The sequence below is a fragment of the Roseateles sp. YR242 genome, from assembly GCF_900109745.1.
GTDB lineage: Bacteria > Pseudomonadota > Gammaproteobacteria > Burkholderiales > Burkholderiaceae_C > Roseateles.
Genome location: NZ_FOAV01000003.1, coordinates 59518 through 78275, shown reverse-complemented (window position 1 = coordinate 78275; position 18758 = coordinate 59518). Strand labels below are relative to the sequence as shown.

Below are 18758 nucleotides of genomic sequence, written 5' to 3'. Positions count from 1 at the left end.
TACAACGGGCGTGCCCGAAGAACACCGCAGGTTTTCGGGGGGTGTTGCGCTGCACAAATAGAAGCACACAATACGCACTTTCGACTTTTCGCGACCTTTGAAACCGGCCGCGATCGACTTTGTGAGTTCACACCAAGTGGCCCGCTCGCCGTCCGCCCTGGCGGGCCTGACCATCGGCGCTTTGGGTGTTGTGTACGGGGACATCGGCACCAGCCCGCTGTACGCGCTGAAGGAAGTGTTTCATGGCGGCCATGTGCCGCTGACGCACGACAACATCCTCGGCGTGCTGTCGCTGCTCTTCTGGACGATGACCATCGTCGTCTCCCTGAAATACGTGCTGCTGATCCTGCGCGCCGACAACAACGGTGAAGGCGGCCTGATCGCCATGCTGGCGCTGGCCACCACCGCCGTGCGGGAAAAGCCGCAGCTGCGGCGTGGCCTGATGCTGGTGGGCCTGTTCGGCACCGCCATTTTCTTCGGGGATGCCGTCATCACGCCCGCCATGACCGTGCTGGGCGCGGTGGAAGGCATCGACGTCTACTTCCCGCAGTACGACGACGCCATCGTGCCCGTTACCCTGGTGGTGCTGGCCGGCCTGTTTGCCGTGCAGCGTTTTGGCACCAGCGGCGTGGGCAAGGCTTTCGGCCCGGTGATGCTGGTGTGGTTCGCCACGCTGGCGGCGCTGGGCGTGCCGCAGATCTACAACAACCCGCATGTGCTGTCGGCCATCAACCCGGTCTACGCCTTCGAGTTCTGCGTCCACTACGGCTGGATCGCCTTCGTGGCGCTGGGCGCGGTGGTGCTGGTGGTCACGGGCGGTGAAGCGCTGTATGCCGACCTGGGCCACTTCAGCAAGAAGCCCATCCGCATCGCCTGGTATGGCTTCGTGATGCCGGCCCTGGTACTGAACTACTTTGGCCAGGGCGCACTGCTGCTGGACCGCCCCGAGGCCATCAAGAATCCGTTCTACCTGATTGCACCCTCCTGGGCCGAGATCCCGCTGTTCGGCCTGGCCACGCTGGCGGCCATCGTGGCGTCGCAGGCGCTGATCACGGCGGCCTTCTCGGTCACCAAGCAGGCGGTGCAACTGGGCCTGCTGCCGCGCATGCGCATCCTGCACACCTCCGTGCGGGATACCGGCCAGATCTACGTGCCCTTCGTGAACTGGGGCCTGTTTGTGTTCGTGGTGGTGGCGGTGGCCTTCTTTGGCTCGTCCAGCAAACTCGCAGCGGCCTATGGCGTGGCGGTGACCATCGACATGACCATCACCACAGTAATGACCTTCTTTGTCATCCGCTACGGCTGGCGTTACCCGCTGGCGCTGTGCGTGGGCGCCACCGGCGTGTTTTTTGTGATCGACGCCACCTTCCTGGCCTCCAACCTGCTCAAGGTGACCCACGGCGGCTGGTTCCCGCTGATGATCGGCGCCGGCATGTTCACGCTGATGCTGACCTGGAAGCAGGGGCGTCGCCTGTTGTCGGACAAGCTGCGTGAAGACGCGATCGACCTCAAGAGCTTCCTGGAAGCCGTCTTCATCAACCCGCCCACGCGGGTGGTCGGCACGGCGGTCTTTCTGTCCTCCGAGCAGGGCTCCACCCCCAATGCACTGCTGCACAACCTCAAGCACAACAAGGTGTTGCACGAGCAAAACCTGTTTGTGAGCGTGCGCCATCACGAGGTGCCGTGGATCGGCTTCGAGAAACGCATCGAGGTCGAACCGATGGAGAACGACTGCTGGCAGGTGACGTTGCACTTCGGCTTCAAGAACGAACCCGATGTGCCGGAGGCGCTGAAGCTGCTGGAGCAGCGCGGGGTGCACCTCGACGAGATGGAGACCAGCTACTTCCTCTCGCGCGACATCGTCATCCCCACCATCGGCTCCGGCATGGCCCTGTGGCGCGAGAAACTCTTTGCGAGCATGCACCGCAACGCGGCTGCCGCGGCGGACTTCCTGCACCTGCCCACCAACCGCATCGTCGAGCTGGGCTCCAAGGTCGAGATCTGAGCGGTGCGGCGTGCCCTGAAAGACCTGTCCCTCTCCGCCGCCGTCGCGGGTTTTGTCGCGGTGCTGGTGGGCTTCACCAGCTCGGTGGCCATCATCTTCCAGGCCACGCAGCAGCTCGGCGCCACCTCGGCGCAGACCAGCTCCTGGATCTGGGCCCTCGGCCTGGGCATGGGCATCACCAGCCTGGGCCTGTCCCTGTGGACCCGCCAGCCGGTGCTCACCGCCTGGTCCACGCCCGGAGCGGCCTTGCTCGCGGCGACCTCCGGCGTGCGCATGGAGGAGGCCGTCGGCGCCTTCATCGTCTGCGGCGCGCTGATCACCATCGCCGGGGCCACGGGCTGGTTCGAGCGCATCATGGACCGCATTCCCATCGCCATCGCCTCGGCCCTGCTGGCGGGGGTGCTGGCGCGCTTCGGGCTGGATGCGGTGCTGGCCACGCGCAGTGCGCCGCTGCTGGTGGTGGCCATGGCACTGGCGTATCTGGTCGGACGCCGCTGGCTGCCGCGTTATGCCACGCCCCTGGTGCTGCTTGCCGGGGTGGTGGTGGCCGCCGTGCAGGGCCGGCTCCAACTGCAGGCCGTGGACTGGGGCTGGGCCCTGCCGGTCTGGACCACGCCGCGCTTCACGCTCACCACGCTGATCGGCGTGGCCGTGCCCCTGTTCCTGGTGACGATGGCGTGCCAGAATCTGCCCGGTGTGGCGGCGCAGCGTGCCTCCGGCTACCGGACCCCGGTGTCTGCCAGCATCACGGCCACCGGCCTGGCCACGGTGGTGTTGGCGCCTTTTGGGGGGTACGCCTTCAACCTCGCCGCCATTACCGCAGCCATCTGCATGGGGCGCGAGGCGCACGAGGACCCGGCGCGCCGCTACATGGCTTCGGTGATGGCCGGTGTGTTCTACATCGTCATCGGTCTGGCGGGTGGCGCGGTGGTCGGGCTGCTGCACGCCTTCCCGCGTGAACTGGTCGCGGCCGTGGCCGGCCTGGCGTTGCTGGGCACCATTGCGGGCGGGCTGTCCGCCGCGCTAAAGGAAGACAAGCACCGGGATGCCGCCATCCTCACCTTTCTGGTCACTTTGTCCGGCCTCTCCTTGCTGGGGATCGGCTCTGCCTTCTGGGGCGTGGTCGCCGGCGCGGTTTCTCTGATAGTGCAACACTTCAGGCAACGCTGATGGCACCCCGGCCCTGTGCCGGGCCCCATGCCCAAGGGTGCCGTTGTCCTGACCTTTCCGGAATTGACCCATGAAGATTCTTTTTGTCGCAGACCCGCTCTCGGCCTTCAATACCTACAAGGACTCGACCTTCGCGATGATGCGCGAGGCCGCCCGCCGCGGCCATGAAGTCTGGGCCTGCGAGGTGCCGGACCTGCTGTGGGTCAGTGGCGGCCGCGTGATCGCGCGCGAGGCACTCCGCCTGCTGCTGACGCCCGAGGCCGTGGCCAGCCAGGCCGGCACCAAGCTGGCCACCTGGCATTCGGTCGAGGAGCGGCGTGAGCTGGCGCTGGCGGACGTGGACGCGGTGCTGATGCGCAAAGACCCGCCCTTCGATTCGGAGTTCTTCTACGCCACCCACCTGCTGGAGCAGGCCGAGCGGGAGGGCGCCCGGGTCTTCAACAAGCCCTCGGCCCTGCGGGACCACCCCGAGAAGCTGGCGATCCTGGAGTTCCCCCAGTACATCTCGCCCACTCTGGTGACGCGCTCGGATGCGGCCATCCGCGCCTTCCATGCCGAGCACCAGGACATCATCCTCAAGCCGCTGGACGGCATGGGCGGCATGGGCATCTTCCGCGTCAAGGCGGACGGGTTGAACCTGGGCAGCATCATCGAGACGCTCAACAAGCATGGGGCCCAGACGGTGATGGTGCAGCGCTTTGTGCCCGAGATTGCGCAGGGCGACAAGCGCATCCTGCTGATCGGTGGCCAGCCCGTGCCGTTCAGCCTGGCGCGCATTCCGCAGGGCAGTGAAGTGCGCGGCAACCTGGCCGCCGGGGGCAAGGGCGTGGCCCAGCCACTGACCGATGCCGACCGCCGCATTGCCGAGGCCCTGGCGCCGGTGCTGGCCGCGCGAGGCCTGCTGCTGGTGGGCCTGGATGTGATCGGGGACAAGATGACCGAGATCAATGTCACCAGCCCCACCTGCTTCCAGGAAATCATGGAACAGACCGGTTTCGATGTGGGGGCGACGTTCATCGACGCCCTGGAGCGCGGCGTGGCCGCGAGGAAAGCAGCATGAGTCTTGAACTGTTGAGCGAGCACGGGTCCTTCGGGGGCGTGCAGCGGTTTTATCGCCACGAGTCCCGCGAGATCGGCCTGCCGATGCGTTTTGCCCTGTACGTGCCGCCCGGCGGCGCCAAGGGATTGCTGGTCTTCCTGGCCGGGCTGACCTGCACGGAGGAGACCTTCACGATGAAGGCCGGCGCCCAGCGCCGCGCCGCCGAGCTGGGACTGGCCCTGCTGATGCCGGACACCAGCCCGCGGGGCGAGGCCGTAGCGGCGCTGCCGGGCGCCACCGAGTCCTGGGACTTCGGCGTGGCGGCCGGCTTTTATCTCGATGCGACGCAGGCGCCCTGGGCCCGGCATTTCCGCATGGAGAGCTACCTGATGAAGGAGCTGATCCCGCAGGTGCAGGCGCAACTGGGCCTGGACGCAGCGCGCACCGGCATCAGTGGCCATTCGATGGGCGGCCATGGCGCGCTCACGCTGGCCCTGCGTCATCCCGGCGCGTTTGCGTCGATATCCGCCATTGCGCCCATCGCCGCCCCCAGCCGCTGCCCGTGGGGCGTGAAGGCCTTCACCGGGTACCTCGGTGCGGACCGGGACGCCTGGCCGGCGCATGATGCCAGCGCCCTGATGGCGAGCCAGTCACGCCCCCCGTATCCGGGCGGGGTGCTGGTGGACCAGGGCCTGAGCGACAAGTTCCTGGTGGAGCAGCTGTACCCGGAAGCGCTGGAGTCGGCCTGCGCCACCGTGGGCCAGGACCTGTTCCTGCGCCGCCATGACGGCTACGACCACGGCTACTACTTCATCGCCAGCGTCATCGACGACCACCTGGCGCATCACGCCAGGCAGATCGGACTGTGAGCGTCGTGCCGCGCCAGTCGCCGCCACGCCATCAGCGCCGGCGGGATGGCCAACACGGACAACCCCAGGCTGGCCAGCCCCGCCGCGCTCCAACCCCCATGCTCGACCAGCGCCCCCATCAACGGCGGCCCGATCAGCGCCCCTGAGGCCCCGAACTGCGTCAGCCGGCCGCTCGCCAGGGCGAGCCGGTGGTGCCCCCCGGCGGCCAGCGGCAGCCAGGCGAAAACCAGGCTGGGAAACACGCCGGAGGCGGCATTGATGAGCACCGCCAGTGGCGCCTGCCACGCGGCCGACCCCTGGCTGCGGAACACCGCCAGGAACAGCAGCCCCGAGAGGGCCAGCGACAGGCCGGTGGCCAGGGCCACCCGTCGGGATACCGTGCCGTAGCGGCGCAGCAGCCAGGCGCCGAGCGCACTGGCGGGCACGTTGGCCAGTGCGGCGACGGCGGTCCAGGTGCCGGCCGCCTCCAGCGACAGCCCACCCTCATGCAACAGGCTGGGCAGCAAGGCCAGCAGGCCGACCTCGGCCACCGCATAGGCACCAAAAGCCGCGACCAGCAGCCACAGCAGCGGCCCGGTGGCCCCCGGCGGCGGTTCTTCCGCATGGGTGGCGGCTGCTTGCCCGGCGTCGGCTCGGCGCAGCGCAAGCCACAAGGCGACGCCGGCCACCACACTCAGGCCTTGCGCCGGCCGCCAGCCCGCCCAGCCCGCAGCGAGTGAATACGTCCAGGCGCCCACCGCCATCCCGACCGGTACAAAGGTGCTCCACAGTGCCATGGCGGCGGCCTGCCGGTGCCCGGTCGCGGCGCGGGCGATGAGCACCGGCGCGGCCACCACCACGGCCAGATAACCCAGGCTCTCCACCACCCGCGCAGCCGCCAGCACCCAGGCATTCGGCGCCAACGCGGCCGCCACCGCGCCCAGTGCCAACGCCAATACCGCCAGGCAGAGGCTGCGACCCAGCCCCAGCCGGGGGATCTGGTGGCCCGCCACACCGCCGGTGGTCGCGCCAAAGACCTCCAGCAACGAGGTCAGCAGGGCCATGGTGGCCAGGCCCAGGCCCAGGTCGGCAGAAATCAGCGGTGCCAGGGCGGCCAGCTTGCCCAGCTGGGCGGCCGCGAACACGCCGCAGAGGTAATACAGGGCAATGCGCAGGTTGGAGCTCATCGTGCAAGGGAGGTGGGCGGGGCTGAAAGCCTAGAGGCAGTGGCGCGCGCCGTCCACGAATAAAAAAATGATTGGCGGGGGGCGGGTGACAGTCCGGCTGGTCCGATCAGGGACAATCGGCCCCATGGCTGTCCTCTCCCTCACCAATGCGCATCTGGCCTTTGGCCACGTCCCCCTGCTGGATGGCGCGAACTTCGCGCTGGAAACCGGCGAACGCGTCGGCCTGATTGGCCGCAACGGCACAGGCAAGTCCTCCATGCTCAAGATCCTGGCGGGCATCGAGAAGCTGGACGACGGGCTGCTGCAGTTGCAGCAGGGCCTGACCAGCGTCTATGTGCCGCAGGAACCCGTGCTGCGCCCCGAAGCCACCATCTTCGATGTGGTGAGTGAAGGCGTGGCCGAGCACAAGAGCCTGCGCGCCCGCTACGAGCTCCATGACGAAAACGACGATCTCGGCTGGGTGCAGGAACGCATTGAACAGATCGGTGCCTGGAACTGGGAGCAGCGCGTCGAAGAGACCCTGCACCGCCTGGGCCTGGATGCCGAACGCCGTGTTGGTGAACTCTCCGGCGGCCTGAAGAAGCGCGTGGCCCTGGCCCGTGCCCTGGTGGCCCAGCCGGACGTGTTGCTGCTGGACGAACCCACCAACCACCTGGACCTGGACGCCATCCGCTGGCTGGAAGAGCTGCTCACCAGCTTCAAGGGCTCGCTGCTGCTGATCACCCACGACCGCGCCTTCCTGGACAACGTCGCCAACCGCATCGTTGAACTCGACCGTGGCCAGTTGCGCGGTTATCCCGGCAACTTCGCCGCCTTCCAGGCCGCCAAGGCCTATGAGCTGGAGAACGAGGCGCTGGCCAATGCCCGCTTCGACAAACTGCTGGCGCAGGAAGAGGTCTGGATACGCAAGGGCGTCGAGGCCCGCCGCACCCGCAGCGTGGCCCGTGTGCAGCGTCTGCAGCAGATGCGCCAGGAGCACCAGGCGCGGCGCGACGTGCAGGGCAAGGTGCGGCTGGATGTGGCCACGGGCGAATCCAGCGGCAAGATCGTCGCGGAGCTGGAGAAGGTCAGCAAGCGGTACGGAGACCGCGACATCGTCCGCGACTTCTCCGCCACCATCCTGCGCGGCGACAAGATCGGCCTGGTGGGCGCCAACGGCGCGGGCAAGACCACGCTGCTGAAGATGATCCTCGGCGAGCTGCCGCCGGACAGCGGCAGCGTGCGCCTGGGCAGCCGCATGTCCGTCGCCTACTTCGACCAGATGCGAGACGCGCTGAACCTGCAGGCCACGCTGGCGGACACCATCAGCCCGGGCAGCGAATGGATCGAGATCGGCACCCAGCGCAAGCATGTGAAGAGCTACCTGAGCGACTTCCTGTTCTCGCCGGCCCGCGCTGATTCCCCGGTTTCCAGCCTCTCCGGGGGCGAACGCAACCGCCTGCTGCTGGCGCGCCTGTTTGCGCGGCCCGCCAACGTCCTGGTGCTGGACGAACCGACCAACGACCTGGACATCGAGACGCTGGAGCTGCTGGAGGAACTGCTGGCCGACTATGAAGGCACCGTCTTCCTCGTCAGCCACGACCGCCGCTTCCTGGACAACGTGGTCACCTCCACCATCGTGAACGAAGGGGACGGGAACTGGCGTGAATACGAAGGTGGCATCGAAGACTGGCTGACCCAGTCCCGCCGTGCGGCCGAGCTTCGTGCCCGTCAGGCGCCGGCCGCTGTGGCAGCGCCCGTGCCCGCTGCAGCCCCGGCGCCGGCTCCTGTGGTGGCCACCAAACGCAAGCTCAGCTACAAGGAACAGCGCGAGCTGGAAGAACTGCCCGCCAGGATCGCCGCGCTGGAAACCGAGCTGGCCCATCTGCACGCGTTGCTCAATGGCACCGAGATCTACACGCAGGGCGGCACACGCCTGGGTGAGGTGACCGCCCGCGTGGCAGAGATTGACGACGCGTTGCTGGTGTTGATGGAGCGCTGGGAAGTGCTCGAGGCGAAGTAGCGCCGGATGGCCGCCCCCGCGCGTCTTCGATGAACGCAAGCGCGCGGGGATGCACTGAGCGGCTTTGAGGAGCCGTTGCATGCATCCCGTGAAATCAGTGCTGCCTGCAGGATCTTTGGTCCTGCCTGATGAGGTCTGTTGCCCGGTGAATCTTAAGGATGTCATCCACAAGGAAGACATTGATGCTGGTGACAAGCACGTGACCTTAAACAATTCGACGTTGTGGGGAAAAATCACCACCACTGGCGGGTACGTCGAAATCGCTGAGGGCTCAGTCGTGAGGGCCGATCGCCAGCTCGGGCCGGCGGTCACTACAGACTCGGGCTTTATCTCGCTGAGGAATTCAGGGGTGGAAGGCAGTATCGTCGCGAAGCAGGGTAATGTCCGCATGCACGAAGCTAACCTTTACGGCGATCTGACCCTGGAAGGTGGCGTGCGTTCGCCGGGTGGCGCTGCGGCTTACCCCCTGTTGCCACTGAACCAGACCGCCCATCTTTCTGATTCGCTCGTGACCGGCAACCTCCGGGGCAGCGACCTACGGTTGCAAAGCACCACGATCCGAGGCCATATCGACTTGGACTGCGAGGCTGCGGCTTTGAGGGGCGATGAGGCTCGCATCGTCATCCTCGGTCGCTGCCAGACCGGTGAGATCCAAGCGACAGGGCGGGCCCTCATCATCGTCAACAACCCTCGTTGGCTGCCCGGTATCACCGGGGGCCATGTGGTGGTGCTGGATATGTCCCCGGAGGCGGCCTACCAGAGGCTGATGGCGGCAGATCAACTCCCGAGGGTCGATGACCCCCTGGACAAGCCGCAGTGGCGGCAGTTCCAGCATGCGTTGTACACGCTGTGCCAGCTTCCCGACAGGATTCCCGGTGTGGACGGGGAATCACGGCGCTCCAGCGTCATGAACCGTGCGCAGGAACTGGCGCAATTGCTGAGGGCATGGGCAGACAAGGATGTGAAGGGCCTGACCGAACAACTAGGCACCGTGTGGAGGTCCGATGAGCTCGGCTACAACCTTGCCGCGATTGGAACGATGTTGCTGGCATCTGTTCCTTCCCCGCAGATTGATCTGCTGATTGATGAGTGCGCCAGGCTTGCCCGCTCGCGCGGGGTGACGCGGTCCGCCATCGGTAAACAAATGACCAATATGGGGGCTACTTCCGGGGCGGTGGCGTCGCGCGAGACCGAGGGCGCTCAACCTCACCCCCCCGTGACTGCTCATCTGCCGGTGGAGCAGTTCTCGTCCGCCTTCCAGAAGTTCTGGAAGGCCATCGGCCCAAGCTGAGGGGCCGCCGCGCTCCCGGGGCGCACTGGCGCACGAAAAGATCGCAGCCGCCTGGGTGCACGCGAGGTCGCGGCGATGCACTCAACGGCATGGAGGATCAACTGCCATGTACTCAGTGAATTCAATGCCGCCGGCCGTACCTCTGCTCCCTCCGAGTGAGTCGCAAGGCCCCGTCAAGTTGAAGGGCGGCACACACCTTGAAGACATCATTGCTAGCGACCAGCGCGTGGACTTGGAGCATGTGAGCTTTCTGGGCAAAGTCGCCACCCGCAGCGGTAACGTCAAGGCCGAGGGATCAATCCTGAGGCCCCGTGAAAGAGACTGGCCGGTCGTCAGCACAGACTCGGGTTCCGTATCGCTGACGGATACAACGGTGGAGGGCAGTGTCGTCACGCAGCGGGGTGATGTCCGCACGATTAGGGCTCGGGTTTTTGGCGATCTGACGCTGACGGGCGGCGTGCGTACGCCGGAGGGCGCTGCGAGGTTCCCCACATATCCGACGACTCAGACTGCCCATCTTGTTGAGTCGTTTGTGCAAGGCGATCTGCGCTGCAGCGATCTACTCTTGCACGAGACCACCATTCAAGGCTGTATCGACCTGGATTGCGAGGCGCCTGCCTTGATGGGCGATGAGGCGCGCATCGTGTTTGTTAATAGCGCGTCGGTCAACGAAGCCAGAACCATCCACGCAACAGGGCATGCCCTGGTTATTGTCCACGAACCCGGTCGGCCGCTCGATATCTGCGGCGGAGGCCAAGTGGTGGTGCTGGATATGTCCCCAATGGCGGCTTACCAGAGGATGACGGCGGCAGATCAACTCCCGCCGGTCGACTCCCCCTTGTACAAGCAGCACTGGCGTCAGTTCCAGCATGCGCTGTTGACGCTGTGCAAGCTTCCCCCCTGCCAGGTTTCCGGTGTGGACTCGCAATCCTTGCGTTCCACCATCACGAACCGCGCGCAGGAACTTGCGCAACTGCTGCGGGTGTGGACCGACAAGGATGTGAAGGGGCTGACCGAAAAACTGAGCACCCTGGCGAGGCGTGAGGAGTTCCACAGCAACCTGGCTGTCATTGGCAAGATGTTGCTGTCTTCTCAACGTTCCCCAACGATCGACCTGCTGATTGCAGAGTGCGCCAGGCTTGCGCACGCGCGCGGGGCGGACCTGAAATTCATCATGAGCCGTATGGAAATGATGGGGAGTAGCCCGCAGCAGGGCGGGATTCAGCCTCCGGCTGCCTTCGGGCATTTCTGGGAGGCGTTGGGTGCACGCGAGAGTCACCGCCCGCCTGGGGCGCAGTGCCGCCCGAAAAGCTTGGCCAGCCCAAGCGATGAACGCTAGGGCGCGGCGACGCACTCAACGGCTTAGAGGAGCCGATGCCATGATTTCATTGAATTCCACGCCGTCAGCAGGTGCTTCATGCAAGATTTGTGCAGGCGGCGGCCCCGTGCGGCGGCCTGCAGACGTGAAAGAAAAGTGCATCGTCAACGGCGACGATGACGTGCGCTTGAGGGAGATGAATTTCCTTGGGCAGATCGCCACTGACAGCGGAGGGATCGCAACTTCTCGCGGATCTGTCCTGAGGGTGGGCGCCCCCATGGAGCCGCTCATCAGGTCAGTATCGGGCCGCGTGGATCTTAGACGTACGGAGTTGTACGGGGATGTCGTCGCCGGGCAGGGTGATATTTACATCAGCGAGGAATGCAAGGTTTTTGGCGATGTGCTGCAAGGCCCTGTGGCGCTTGCAGGAGTAAGAGCAGGCTTGCTCCATATCTGTACGCGTGTTCCGACCGCGCGTATTTATGAATCGGCCGTGAGGGGCACGGTGAGGGGCTGCAACCTGCGGGTGAGAAACTCCCACGTAGACCGCATCGAACTGGACGGCTTTTCGCCTGCTTTGAAGGGCGATGAGGCGCGTCTGCTGCTCTCTGGCGAATGCTCTATCAATGCCATCCATGGGGCAGGGCCTTGCCTGGTCATTGTCGAGGAGCCCAGTGCGTTAGCGATCCGTCGCGCAGGGGCTGATATGGCATTGCTGGACATGTCCCCGCAGGGGGCCTACGACGCGGTGACTGCGGCTGATCGACTACCGACCCTCAATGACCCGTTGGACTTGCGCCAGTGGCGTCGGTTCCAGCACGCGTTGTACGCCCTGTGCGAGCTGTCTCATGGGGTTCCTGGTGTGGACAGCTTTTCATGGTGGCGCAGCGTCGTGAGACGTGCGAATGACATGGCGCAATTGCTCCTGGCCTGGACTCGGCAGGATGTGAATGTCCTGATCGAAAGACTGAGCTCCGTGCGCATGAATGAGGATCTCACCAAGGACCTCGCTGCGATTGGATTGATGTTGCTGTCTTCTCCACCGTCCCGGGCGGTCGACCAACTGATTGGGGCGTGCGGCGAGCTTGCCCGGGAGCACCAGGTGCTCCGGGGCCACGTCAGGGTCGCAATGAGCAGGATGGAGGGCGGCGAGCCGCACAACGGGGTCATTCAACCGAGAAACCCGCCCGTACTCGCTTTGGCGCCGAGCTCAGGGATGAGGGCGGAGGCGGCAGTGTCGGCGTCGTTGAGCGATGACGTGGACGATCCACTGGCCGGCATCGCGACTTGTCATTGGCCCGCGGACAAGCTCCCGCCCGTTTTCCGGGATTTCTGGAAGGCCATCCATTGGCACTGAGGGGGCCTCTCCCTCACGGGTCAATTGCGCACGCTCAGGCTGCCCAGCCCCTCGAAACGCGCCGTCACGGTGGTGCCAGGCGCCAGGTCCAGGGCGACGCGCCAGGCGCCTGTGGTCACCACGCTGCCGGCGGGCACCGTTTGCCCATCTCGCGTCGCCGCCCGCAGCCAGTGCGCCACCACCCAGCCCGGGTCGTCCAGCCCGTGGCCGCCCAGGCCCGCCAATGGTGCCGCCTGACCGATCTGCAGTTCGCAGGGCTGGCGGCGCCATTCCCGTGAAGCATCCCAGGCCAGCCACGGGCCCAGGGCGAGAGCGCCATGCGACTGGGCATCGGCCAGGCGCAGCAGGGGGTCTGCCTTCATGCCGCGCGCCCAGCGGGAGTGGATCCACTCAACGGCCACGCACATCGCATCGATCAACCCATGGGTCTGGCCGGGCTGCAGATCGGCGGCCATGGCGGGGGTGACATCCTGGCCGAGGCGCAAGGCGATCTCGGCTTCGGCGCCCATGAGGCGCAGGTCGCTGAAGTCACCGCCGTGGCGCAGGCCGCGCACTTCTCGCACACCCAGCGGCGCCAGGGGCGACTGGCCCAGCGGTGCTGTCCGCGAGCCACCGCCGCATTTCCAGAACTGCGTCCGTCCTGGCGTCAACCACTGAAGCGCCTGGGCCAGCGCTGCCTGGGCGGCATAGGCAGCCGTTTCGTCGGACAGTGACCAGCGTGCGTCGTCGAGAGGCTGACCCTGTGTCCAGGCAGCGGCCAGTGCCTGGCCCAGGGCCTGGGTGTCGGAAGAGGAAGAGGAAGAGGACGTGGGCGTGGGCGTGGGCGTGGAAGGGGCGACGTTCATGACCCGGATCTTATGGCTTCTGGCCTGCATAGCATTCGGGGCGACTGAACATCTGCTCCGCAACTGCAGACTCAACGCCTTTCAGGAGGCTTTCATGAACCCATTGCTGAATGTCGGCAGTGCATCAGCGCTCGCTGACTCACCAGGGGCGTACGGTGGTGAGCCCGGGGAGGCCGATGAGTCTGTCGTCATGCGAGGCGGCGCCCGGCGTGAGGCAACAGGACTTGAATCGAGCAAGGATGTGACGCTCTTTGGGTTTCACAATCTCACTAGGGACCCGATCAATACCCGCAGTGGTAACGTGCAGGTGCAGCCAGGGGCCCGGCTGTTGGGCCCCGCCAGCGGTTACACCATCAGGACAAAAACGGGGAACATCACCATCCGCGACGCCACCCTTCAGGGCAACATTGCCACCAGCGCGGGGCATATTCTCATCGAGAGTGGGAGCCGTGTGGAGGGCAAGGTGGAGCACCTCGGCGGGAGCGGTCGGCGCTCCACACGTGCAGACATCCTGGTGAATGGCGCCGAGGTGAATGGCGATATCGAAGCGAATCGCATCGAGTTGGTCAATGCCTCCGTCCGCAAGGTGTCGATGGGCGACGCGTTCGAGACTGAGTGGGCCGAAGCCCGGCTGGAAGTGAGCGGTCAAGTGGTGGTGGAGTCCATCGAGTGCAAATCCCGCTGCCTGATCGTCGGACAAGGCGGGCTGGACAACAGGCTTCCGACGGCCATTGGCGCCGGGACAGTTCAATATCTTGATCTGACCCCACCTACCACTTTGGCCGCGTTGATGGAGCTGACTCGTTTGCCGGCGTGCGAGGAGGCGCTGCCCAGCGGAGCCTGGCACGAAGCGCAGCATCAGCTTGAGCGGTTGTGCAGCCCGGCGTTGGACCGCCATCGCGCAGCGATCGACCCCAACGAAAGATTGGCCTGGGGGCGCCACCTGACCAACAGCGGGACAGCGCTCGGCCAGCGGTTCGCCACTTGGCTTGAATATGACCCTGCCAGGCTCTTGCTCGGCCTGAAGGCGCAGTCCAGAGATGGCCTGGAGCGCAGTTGCGCAGCATTGGCCGTGGCGTTGCTGGTTCGTGATCAGGGGGCTGGCGGCGGGTTGGATCGTTGGATATTGGAAGAAGCGTCGAGCAGTGCCGCAGCGTGCGGGGCGCGGTGGCCCATCATCCAGCAGCATATCAACCGGCTGGAAGGTCGCGACGGTCAAGGTGCCCCATGGATCGTGGCGGCAGGGAGTCGGGAGGCATTCAACACCACGGCGCTTTCGCGCAGACCGGACGGCGAGCAAACCCGTTACTTCATCGAGTTCCGTCAACAGCTGAAGGCCCTGGGCGACCCTGCAGAGCCACGGTGACCGTCAGCGATGCAGCCGTTCAACCGTCTCCGCCAATGCGCGCCAGAAGCGCGCGTCCTGCGAGGTCGCGAAGTTGATGCGCATCAGCGTGCCGGGCTGGCGGGTGGGGCTGAACAGGATGCCGGGCGCGATGAGCCAGCCCTGGTCCATCATGGGCTGGGCCAGACGCTCCGTGTCCACGCCCACATCCACCCAACCAAACAGGCCGGCGGGGGGCGCCACGAAGCGGAAACCGGCGTCCTCGGCCAGCCGCATGCAGCGCTGGCGTGCGGTGACGAGCCGGGCCGAGACCCGCTCCGCATGGCGGCGCAGCAGCCCCTGTTCCAGGCACAGGGCCACGGCACGGTCCATCAAAGGGCTGGTGGTCAACGAGGCCAGCAGCTTGAGCTCGGTGAGCTGGGCGATGCGGTCCGGACTGGCGGCGACGAAGCCCACGCGCCAGGCGGGCGACAGCATCTTGGAAAAACCGGAGATGTAGATGGTGCGCTGCAACTGGTCCAGCGCGGCCAGGCGTGGCGCGTGGTTGGGGGCGAAGAAGGCGTAGGTATCGTCCTCGACGATGAGCAGGTCGGCCTCATGCGCAATGCGCAGGATCTGGTGCGCGCTGGCCAGGCTGAGCATGGCCCCGGTCGGGTTGTGCAGCACCGATACCGTGACATACATACGGGGCCGGTGCTCCGCCACCAGCCGGCGCATCACCGCCAGGTCCGGCCCCAACTCCCCCCGCGGCACCGGCAGCAGCCGCATGCCCGCCTGAGAGAGGCGGGCGTATTCGATTGCCCAGCCGGGCTCGTCCACCAGCACGGCGTCGCCGGGCTTGAGGAAGGCGCGAGTGGTCAGGTCCAGCCCATGCGTGGCCCCCACGGTGCTCATGATCTGGCTCGGGTCCGCCTGGACGGACAGGTCCAGCAGCCGAACGGACAGGGCCTCCCGCAGTCGCTGGTCCCCCAGCGGGTCGCCATAACCGGACAGCAGGGCGTCATCGGCCTGGGTGGTCAGACGGCGCAGCGTGCCCTGCAGCAAGCCCAGGTCCAGCCACTCCGCCGGCAGTGTGCCCAGCCCGGGGGAGCGACGGGCATCCGCCTGGAACATGCCCCGGATGAGCGCGCCTGCATCCACGGGTGGCGGCAGCGGGGCATTGGCCGGCACCCAACCCGGTGCGGAGGGGCGCATCGGCTGGGGTCTGGTTTCGCGAACGAAAAACCCACGCTTCTTGCGAGCCTCCAGCAAACCCTGCGCGAGCAACTGGTCATAGGCCGCGACCACTGTGTAGGGGCTGACGCCGTGGTTCCTGGCGCAGTCCCGCACCGAGGGCAACCGCGCCCCGGGCAACAGCAGACGCTGATGGATACGGGCCGCGAAGCGCTGCGCCAGCTGCTGGGCAAGCGGCTGGCTGGCATTGCGAGACAGCACCGTGAGGGCAGGTGGGGCGAGTGGCGAAGCTGTGCTGGTATCCATGCCAATACAGATGAAGCACTGATGTGGGCCAGTGTATTGGTTCTGTGCTGGTGGGCACCACTAGACTTGGCATCCGAGGCGCTGCCGCGCCCGCACTTTTTTGAAGTCGGAGACTTTCCATGAACCGCAGCCCCTGGACGCAAGCTCGCCGCGCCGCGCGCATGAACCCGTCCATCATCCGAGAGATTCTCAAGGTCACCGAGAAGCCGGGCATCCTGTCCATGGCGGGCGGCCTGCCGTCTGCCGACACCTTCCCGGTCGAGGCCATCCAGGCCGCCTGTGATCGGGTACTGGGCCAGCAGTCCAGGGAGGCACTGCAATACGCTGCCAGCGAAGGCTACGCACCGCTGCGCGAATGGGTGGCGCAGCGCGTGACCTTGCTCGGGCTGCGAGTCACGCCGGACCAGGTGCTGGTCACCAGTGGTTCCCAGCAGGGCCTGGACCTGGTGGGCAAGCTGCTGTGTGATGTGGGTGCGCCCGTGGCCGTGGAGACGCCGACCTATCTCGGTGCGCTGCAGGCCTTCACCCCGTACGAGCCGCTGTTTGCCAGCCTGGAGAGTGATGACGAGGGGCCGCTGCCCTCGGCCATCGAAGCCTTGCCGCATGACGCGCCGGGCACCCGCTTCAGCTATCTGCTGCCCAACTACCAGAACCCGACCGGCCGGGTGATGAGCCAGGCGCGGCGTGAAGCCGTGATGGAGGCTTCACGCCGCGCGGGCGTCCCGGTGGTGGAGGACAACCCCTATGGCGACCTCTGGTTCGACCAGCCCCCGCCACCGTCCCTCAGCTCGCTCTGGCCGGAAGGCAGCATCTACCTGGGCTCCTTCTCCAAGGTGCTCACACCGGGCTTCCGGCTGGGCTACATGATTGCGCCGACCGAGCTGTATCCGAAGCTGCTGCAGGCCAAGCAGGCTGCAGACCTGCACACGCCTGGCTTCAACCAGCGGGTGGTGCATGAGGTGGTGAAGGACGGCTTCCTGGACACGCACGTGCCCCGCATCCGCGCGCTTTACAAGGCCAACCGGGATGCCATGGCCGAAGCGCTGCGCGAGCATCTGCCGGCCGGTTGCGATTGGCGCAGCCCTGAGGGAGGCATGTTCTTCTGGATCCGCCTGCCCGAGGGGCTGGATGCCATGGCCTTGCTACCCCGTGCCGTGGACGCGGGCGTGGCGTACGTGCCGGGCGCCGCCTTCTATGCACATCAACCCGATCCACGCACGCTGCGACTGTCCTTCGTGACCCTCACGCCGGCGCTCATCCGTGAAGGTGTCGAGAAGCTCGGCCGGGTGCTGCACGAGGCCCTGGCGATGGCTGAGGCACCCACGCCGTGAGCGAAGGGATCACGGACGGAATCACACCGGGAGGTCTCCATGTCTGAATTGCGCCGTTTCGTCCAGGTCGATGTCTTCACGCAGCAGCCGCTCAAGGGCAACCCGCTGGCGGTGGTGGTGGACGGCGCGGGCCTGTCGCAGGCGCAGATGGCCGCGTTTGCCCGCTGGACCAATCTGTCGGAGACCACCTTCTTGCTGCCGCCCACAGATGCCGCGGCGGACTATCGCGTCCGTATCTTCACGCCCGGTGGGGAACTGCCCTTCGCGGGCCACCCCACGCTGGGCTCGGCCCATGCCTGGCTGGCCAGTGGTGGCGACCCGAAGAAGCCGGGCGAGGTGGTGCAGGAATGCGCCATCGGCTTGGTGCGCATCCGCCGGGACGGTGCACGCCTGGCCTTTGCCGCGCCGCCGCTGCGCCGGCAGGGGCCGGTGGAGGAGCCGGCCCTGCGTGCGCAGGTGTTGCAATCGCTGCGGATCGAGGCGGCTGCGCTGGTGGATCTGGTCTGGGTGGACAACGGCCCGGGCTGGATGGCCGCCCGTCTGCAATCGGCCGACGCAGTGCTGTCCCTGGATCCTGACTTCAATGTCATGAAGGGGCTCAAGCTGGGTGTCGTTGGCGCGTATCCTCCGGGTTCGCCGCAGCAATTCGAAGTCAGGGCCTTCGTGCCGACGCTGGGGGTGCCGGAAGACCCGGTCACCGGCAGCCTCAACGCAGGTCTGGCACTATGGCTGCAGGGCGCCGGTCTGGCGCCCGACAGCTATGTGGCCGCCCAGGGCGCCGCCTTGGGGCGTGCCGGTCGGGTTCATGTGGCGCGGGAGGGTGCACATTGCTGGATTGGCGGCGATGTGACGCCATTGATCCACGGTCAGGTGAGGTTGTGAAACCATGAGCATGGAAGTTGATCATCTCGTCATTGCTGCGAACACCCTGGAGGAGGGGCGTCAGTGGTGCGAACAGGTGTTGGGCGTGTCACCCCAGCCCGGCGGCCAGCACGCCTGGATGGGCACGCACAACCTGTTGCTGAACATCAGCGCGCCGAATTACCCGCGCTGCTATCTGGAAATCATTGCCATCGACCCATCCGCACCCCAGCCGGCGCGGGCACGCTGGTTCGATCTGGACCAGCCCGCCGTGCAGGCGCGCCTGAAGGAGGGCCCGGGGTTGCTGCACTGGGTGGCACGCGTTCCCAATCTCGATGCCGCGCTGGCCTACTGGCAGGGTGAGGGCGTGGATGCCGGGCAGCCGGTAGAGGGGTCGCGCGGCGACATGCGCTGGCGCCTGGCGCTGCGCGAGGACGGCCGCCGCCTGCGCAAGGAAGGCCTGCCCACCCCCATCGAATGGAGCGGCACCGGCCACCCGACTGACAAGCTGCCGCCCAGCGGCGTGCAACTCGACACCATCGATGCGCGCGACGGGCTCAGCGCCCGTCTGTCCACGCCCAAGGGCGAGGTGGACCTGCAGGCGATCGAGGCCACACTGGACTGAGCCGCTGCGGCATGTCCCAGGCTCCGGTGACAGGCCGGACCGAGGCCATGCTGGC

15 protein-coding genes are annotated in these 18758 nt (G+C 66.4%); 12 read left to right on the top strand and 3 right to left on the bottom strand.

What is annotated here, in order from left to right:
- Nucleotides 1-136 precede the first annotated feature (136 nt).
- The 4 genes from BMY53_RS07565 to fghA all read left to right on the top strand — a co-directional run bounded on the left by BMY53_RS07565 (nt 137) and on the right by fghA (nt 5083).
- The gene (locus tag BMY53_RS07565; protein WP_092945277.1) at nt 137-2005 is read left to right on the top strand and encodes a potassium transporter Kup; all 1869 of its coding nucleotides are present in this window, start codon (nt 137-139) and stop codon (nt 2003-2005) included.
- 3 nt (nt 2006-2008) lie between these two features.
- On the top strand, nt 2009-3175 hold the full coding sequence (locus tag BMY53_RS07560; RefSeq protein ID WP_092945276.1) for a benzoate/H(+) symporter BenE family transporter: 1167 nt from the start codon (nt 2009-2011) through the stop codon (nt 3173-3175).
- A 70-nt stretch (nt 3176-3245) separates the two neighbouring features.
- On the top strand, nt 3246-4235 hold the full coding sequence (gene gshB / locus BMY53_RS07555; RefSeq protein WP_092945275.1) for a glutathione synthase: 990 nt from the start codon (nt 3246-3248) through the stop codon (nt 4233-4235).
- Nucleotides 4232-5083 carry an S-formylglutathione hydrolase gene (fghA, locus tag BMY53_RS07550; protein ID WP_092945272.1) on the top strand — a complete coding sequence of 284 codons (852 nt, stop codon included), beginning with the start codon at nt 4232-4234 and terminating at the stop codon, nt 5081-5083. The genes gshB and fghA overlap by 4 nt, the downstream gene beginning before the upstream one ends.
- On the opposite strand, the gene BMY53_RS07545 is transcribed toward fghA, so the two are convergent.
- Nucleotides 5059-6249 carry an MFS transporter gene (locus BMY53_RS07545; RefSeq protein ID WP_092945271.1) on the bottom strand — a complete coding sequence of 397 codons (1191 nt, stop codon included), beginning with the start codon at nt 6247-6249 and terminating at the stop codon, nt 5059-5061. The two genes, fghA and BMY53_RS07545, sit on opposite strands and share 25 nt — an antisense overlap.
- Nucleotides 6250-6373: 124 nt before the next feature.
- On the opposite strand from BMY53_RS07545, the gene BMY53_RS07540 reads away from it, so the two are divergent.
- From BMY53_RS07540 to BMY53_RS07525, 4 genes are all read left to right on the top strand, one after another.
- On the top strand, nt 6374-8251 hold the full coding sequence (locus BMY53_RS07540; RefSeq protein WP_092945270.1) for an ATP-binding cassette domain-containing protein: 1878 nt from the start codon (nt 6374-6376) through the stop codon (nt 8249-8251).
- A gap of 79 nt (nt 8252-8330) precedes the next feature.
- Nucleotides 8331-9542 carry a hypothetical protein gene (locus BMY53_RS07535; RefSeq protein WP_143073979.1) on the top strand — a complete coding sequence of 404 codons (1212 nt, stop codon included), beginning with the start codon at nt 8331-8333 and terminating at the stop codon, nt 9540-9542.
- Between the two features lie 106 nt (nt 9543-9648).
- Nucleotides 9649-10881: a hypothetical protein gene (locus BMY53_RS07530; RefSeq protein ID WP_143073978.1), complete on the top strand. Its 1233-nt coding sequence runs from the start codon at nt 9649-9651 to the stop codon at nt 10879-10881.
- A 40-nt stretch (nt 10882-10921) separates the two neighbouring features.
- Nucleotides 10922-12217 (top strand): hypothetical protein, encoded by a 1296-nt coding sequence (locus tag BMY53_RS07525; RefSeq protein ID WP_143073977.1) that lies wholly within the window; start codon nt 10922-10924, stop codon nt 12215-12217.
- 20 nt (nt 12218-12237) lie between these two features.
- On the opposite strand, the gene BMY53_RS07520 is transcribed toward BMY53_RS07525, so the two are convergent.
- Complete coding sequence (locus tag BMY53_RS07520; RefSeq protein WP_143073976.1) at nt 12238-13062, bottom strand: fumarylacetoacetate hydrolase family protein; 825 nt, start codon at nt 13060-13062, stop codon at nt 12238-12240.
- 94 nt (nt 13063-13156) lie between these two features.
- Here BMY53_RS07520 and BMY53_RS07515 point away from each other — a divergent pair, with 94 nt between their 5' ends.
- Nucleotides 13157-14428, top strand: coding sequence for a bactofilin family protein (locus BMY53_RS07515; RefSeq protein WP_143073975.1), 1272 nt, complete (start codon nt 13157-13159; stop codon nt 14426-14428).
- A gap of 3 nt (nt 14429-14431) precedes the next feature.
- Here the strand turns inward: BMY53_RS07515 and BMY53_RS07510 are convergent, their stop codons facing one another.
- Entirely contained in the window at nt 14432-15886 is a 1455-nt protein-coding gene (locus BMY53_RS07510) for an aminotransferase-like domain-containing protein (RefSeq protein WP_255370085.1), read from the bottom strand.
- A 119-nt stretch (nt 15887-16005) separates the two neighbouring features.
- Here BMY53_RS07510 and BMY53_RS07505 point away from each other — a divergent pair, with 119 nt between their 5' ends.
- The 3 genes from BMY53_RS07505 to BMY53_RS07495 are packed head-to-tail and all read left to right on the top strand — an operon-like array spanning nt 16006 to nt 18703.
- Complete coding sequence (locus BMY53_RS07505) at nt 16006-17217, top strand: aminotransferase-like domain-containing protein (protein ID WP_092945263.1); 1212 nt, start codon at nt 16006-16008, stop codon at nt 17215-17217.
- A gap of 39 nt (nt 17218-17256) precedes the next feature.
- Nucleotides 17257-18099 (top strand): PhzF family phenazine biosynthesis protein, encoded by an 843-nt coding sequence (locus tag BMY53_RS07500; RefSeq protein ID WP_092945262.1) that lies wholly within the window; start codon nt 17257-17259, stop codon nt 18097-18099.
- 4 nt (nt 18100-18103) lie between these two features.
- Nucleotides 18104-18703: a VOC family protein gene (locus BMY53_RS07495; protein WP_092945261.1), complete on the top strand. Its 600-nt coding sequence runs from the start codon at nt 18104-18106 to the stop codon at nt 18701-18703.
- Nucleotides 18704-18758 lie beyond the last annotated feature (55 nt).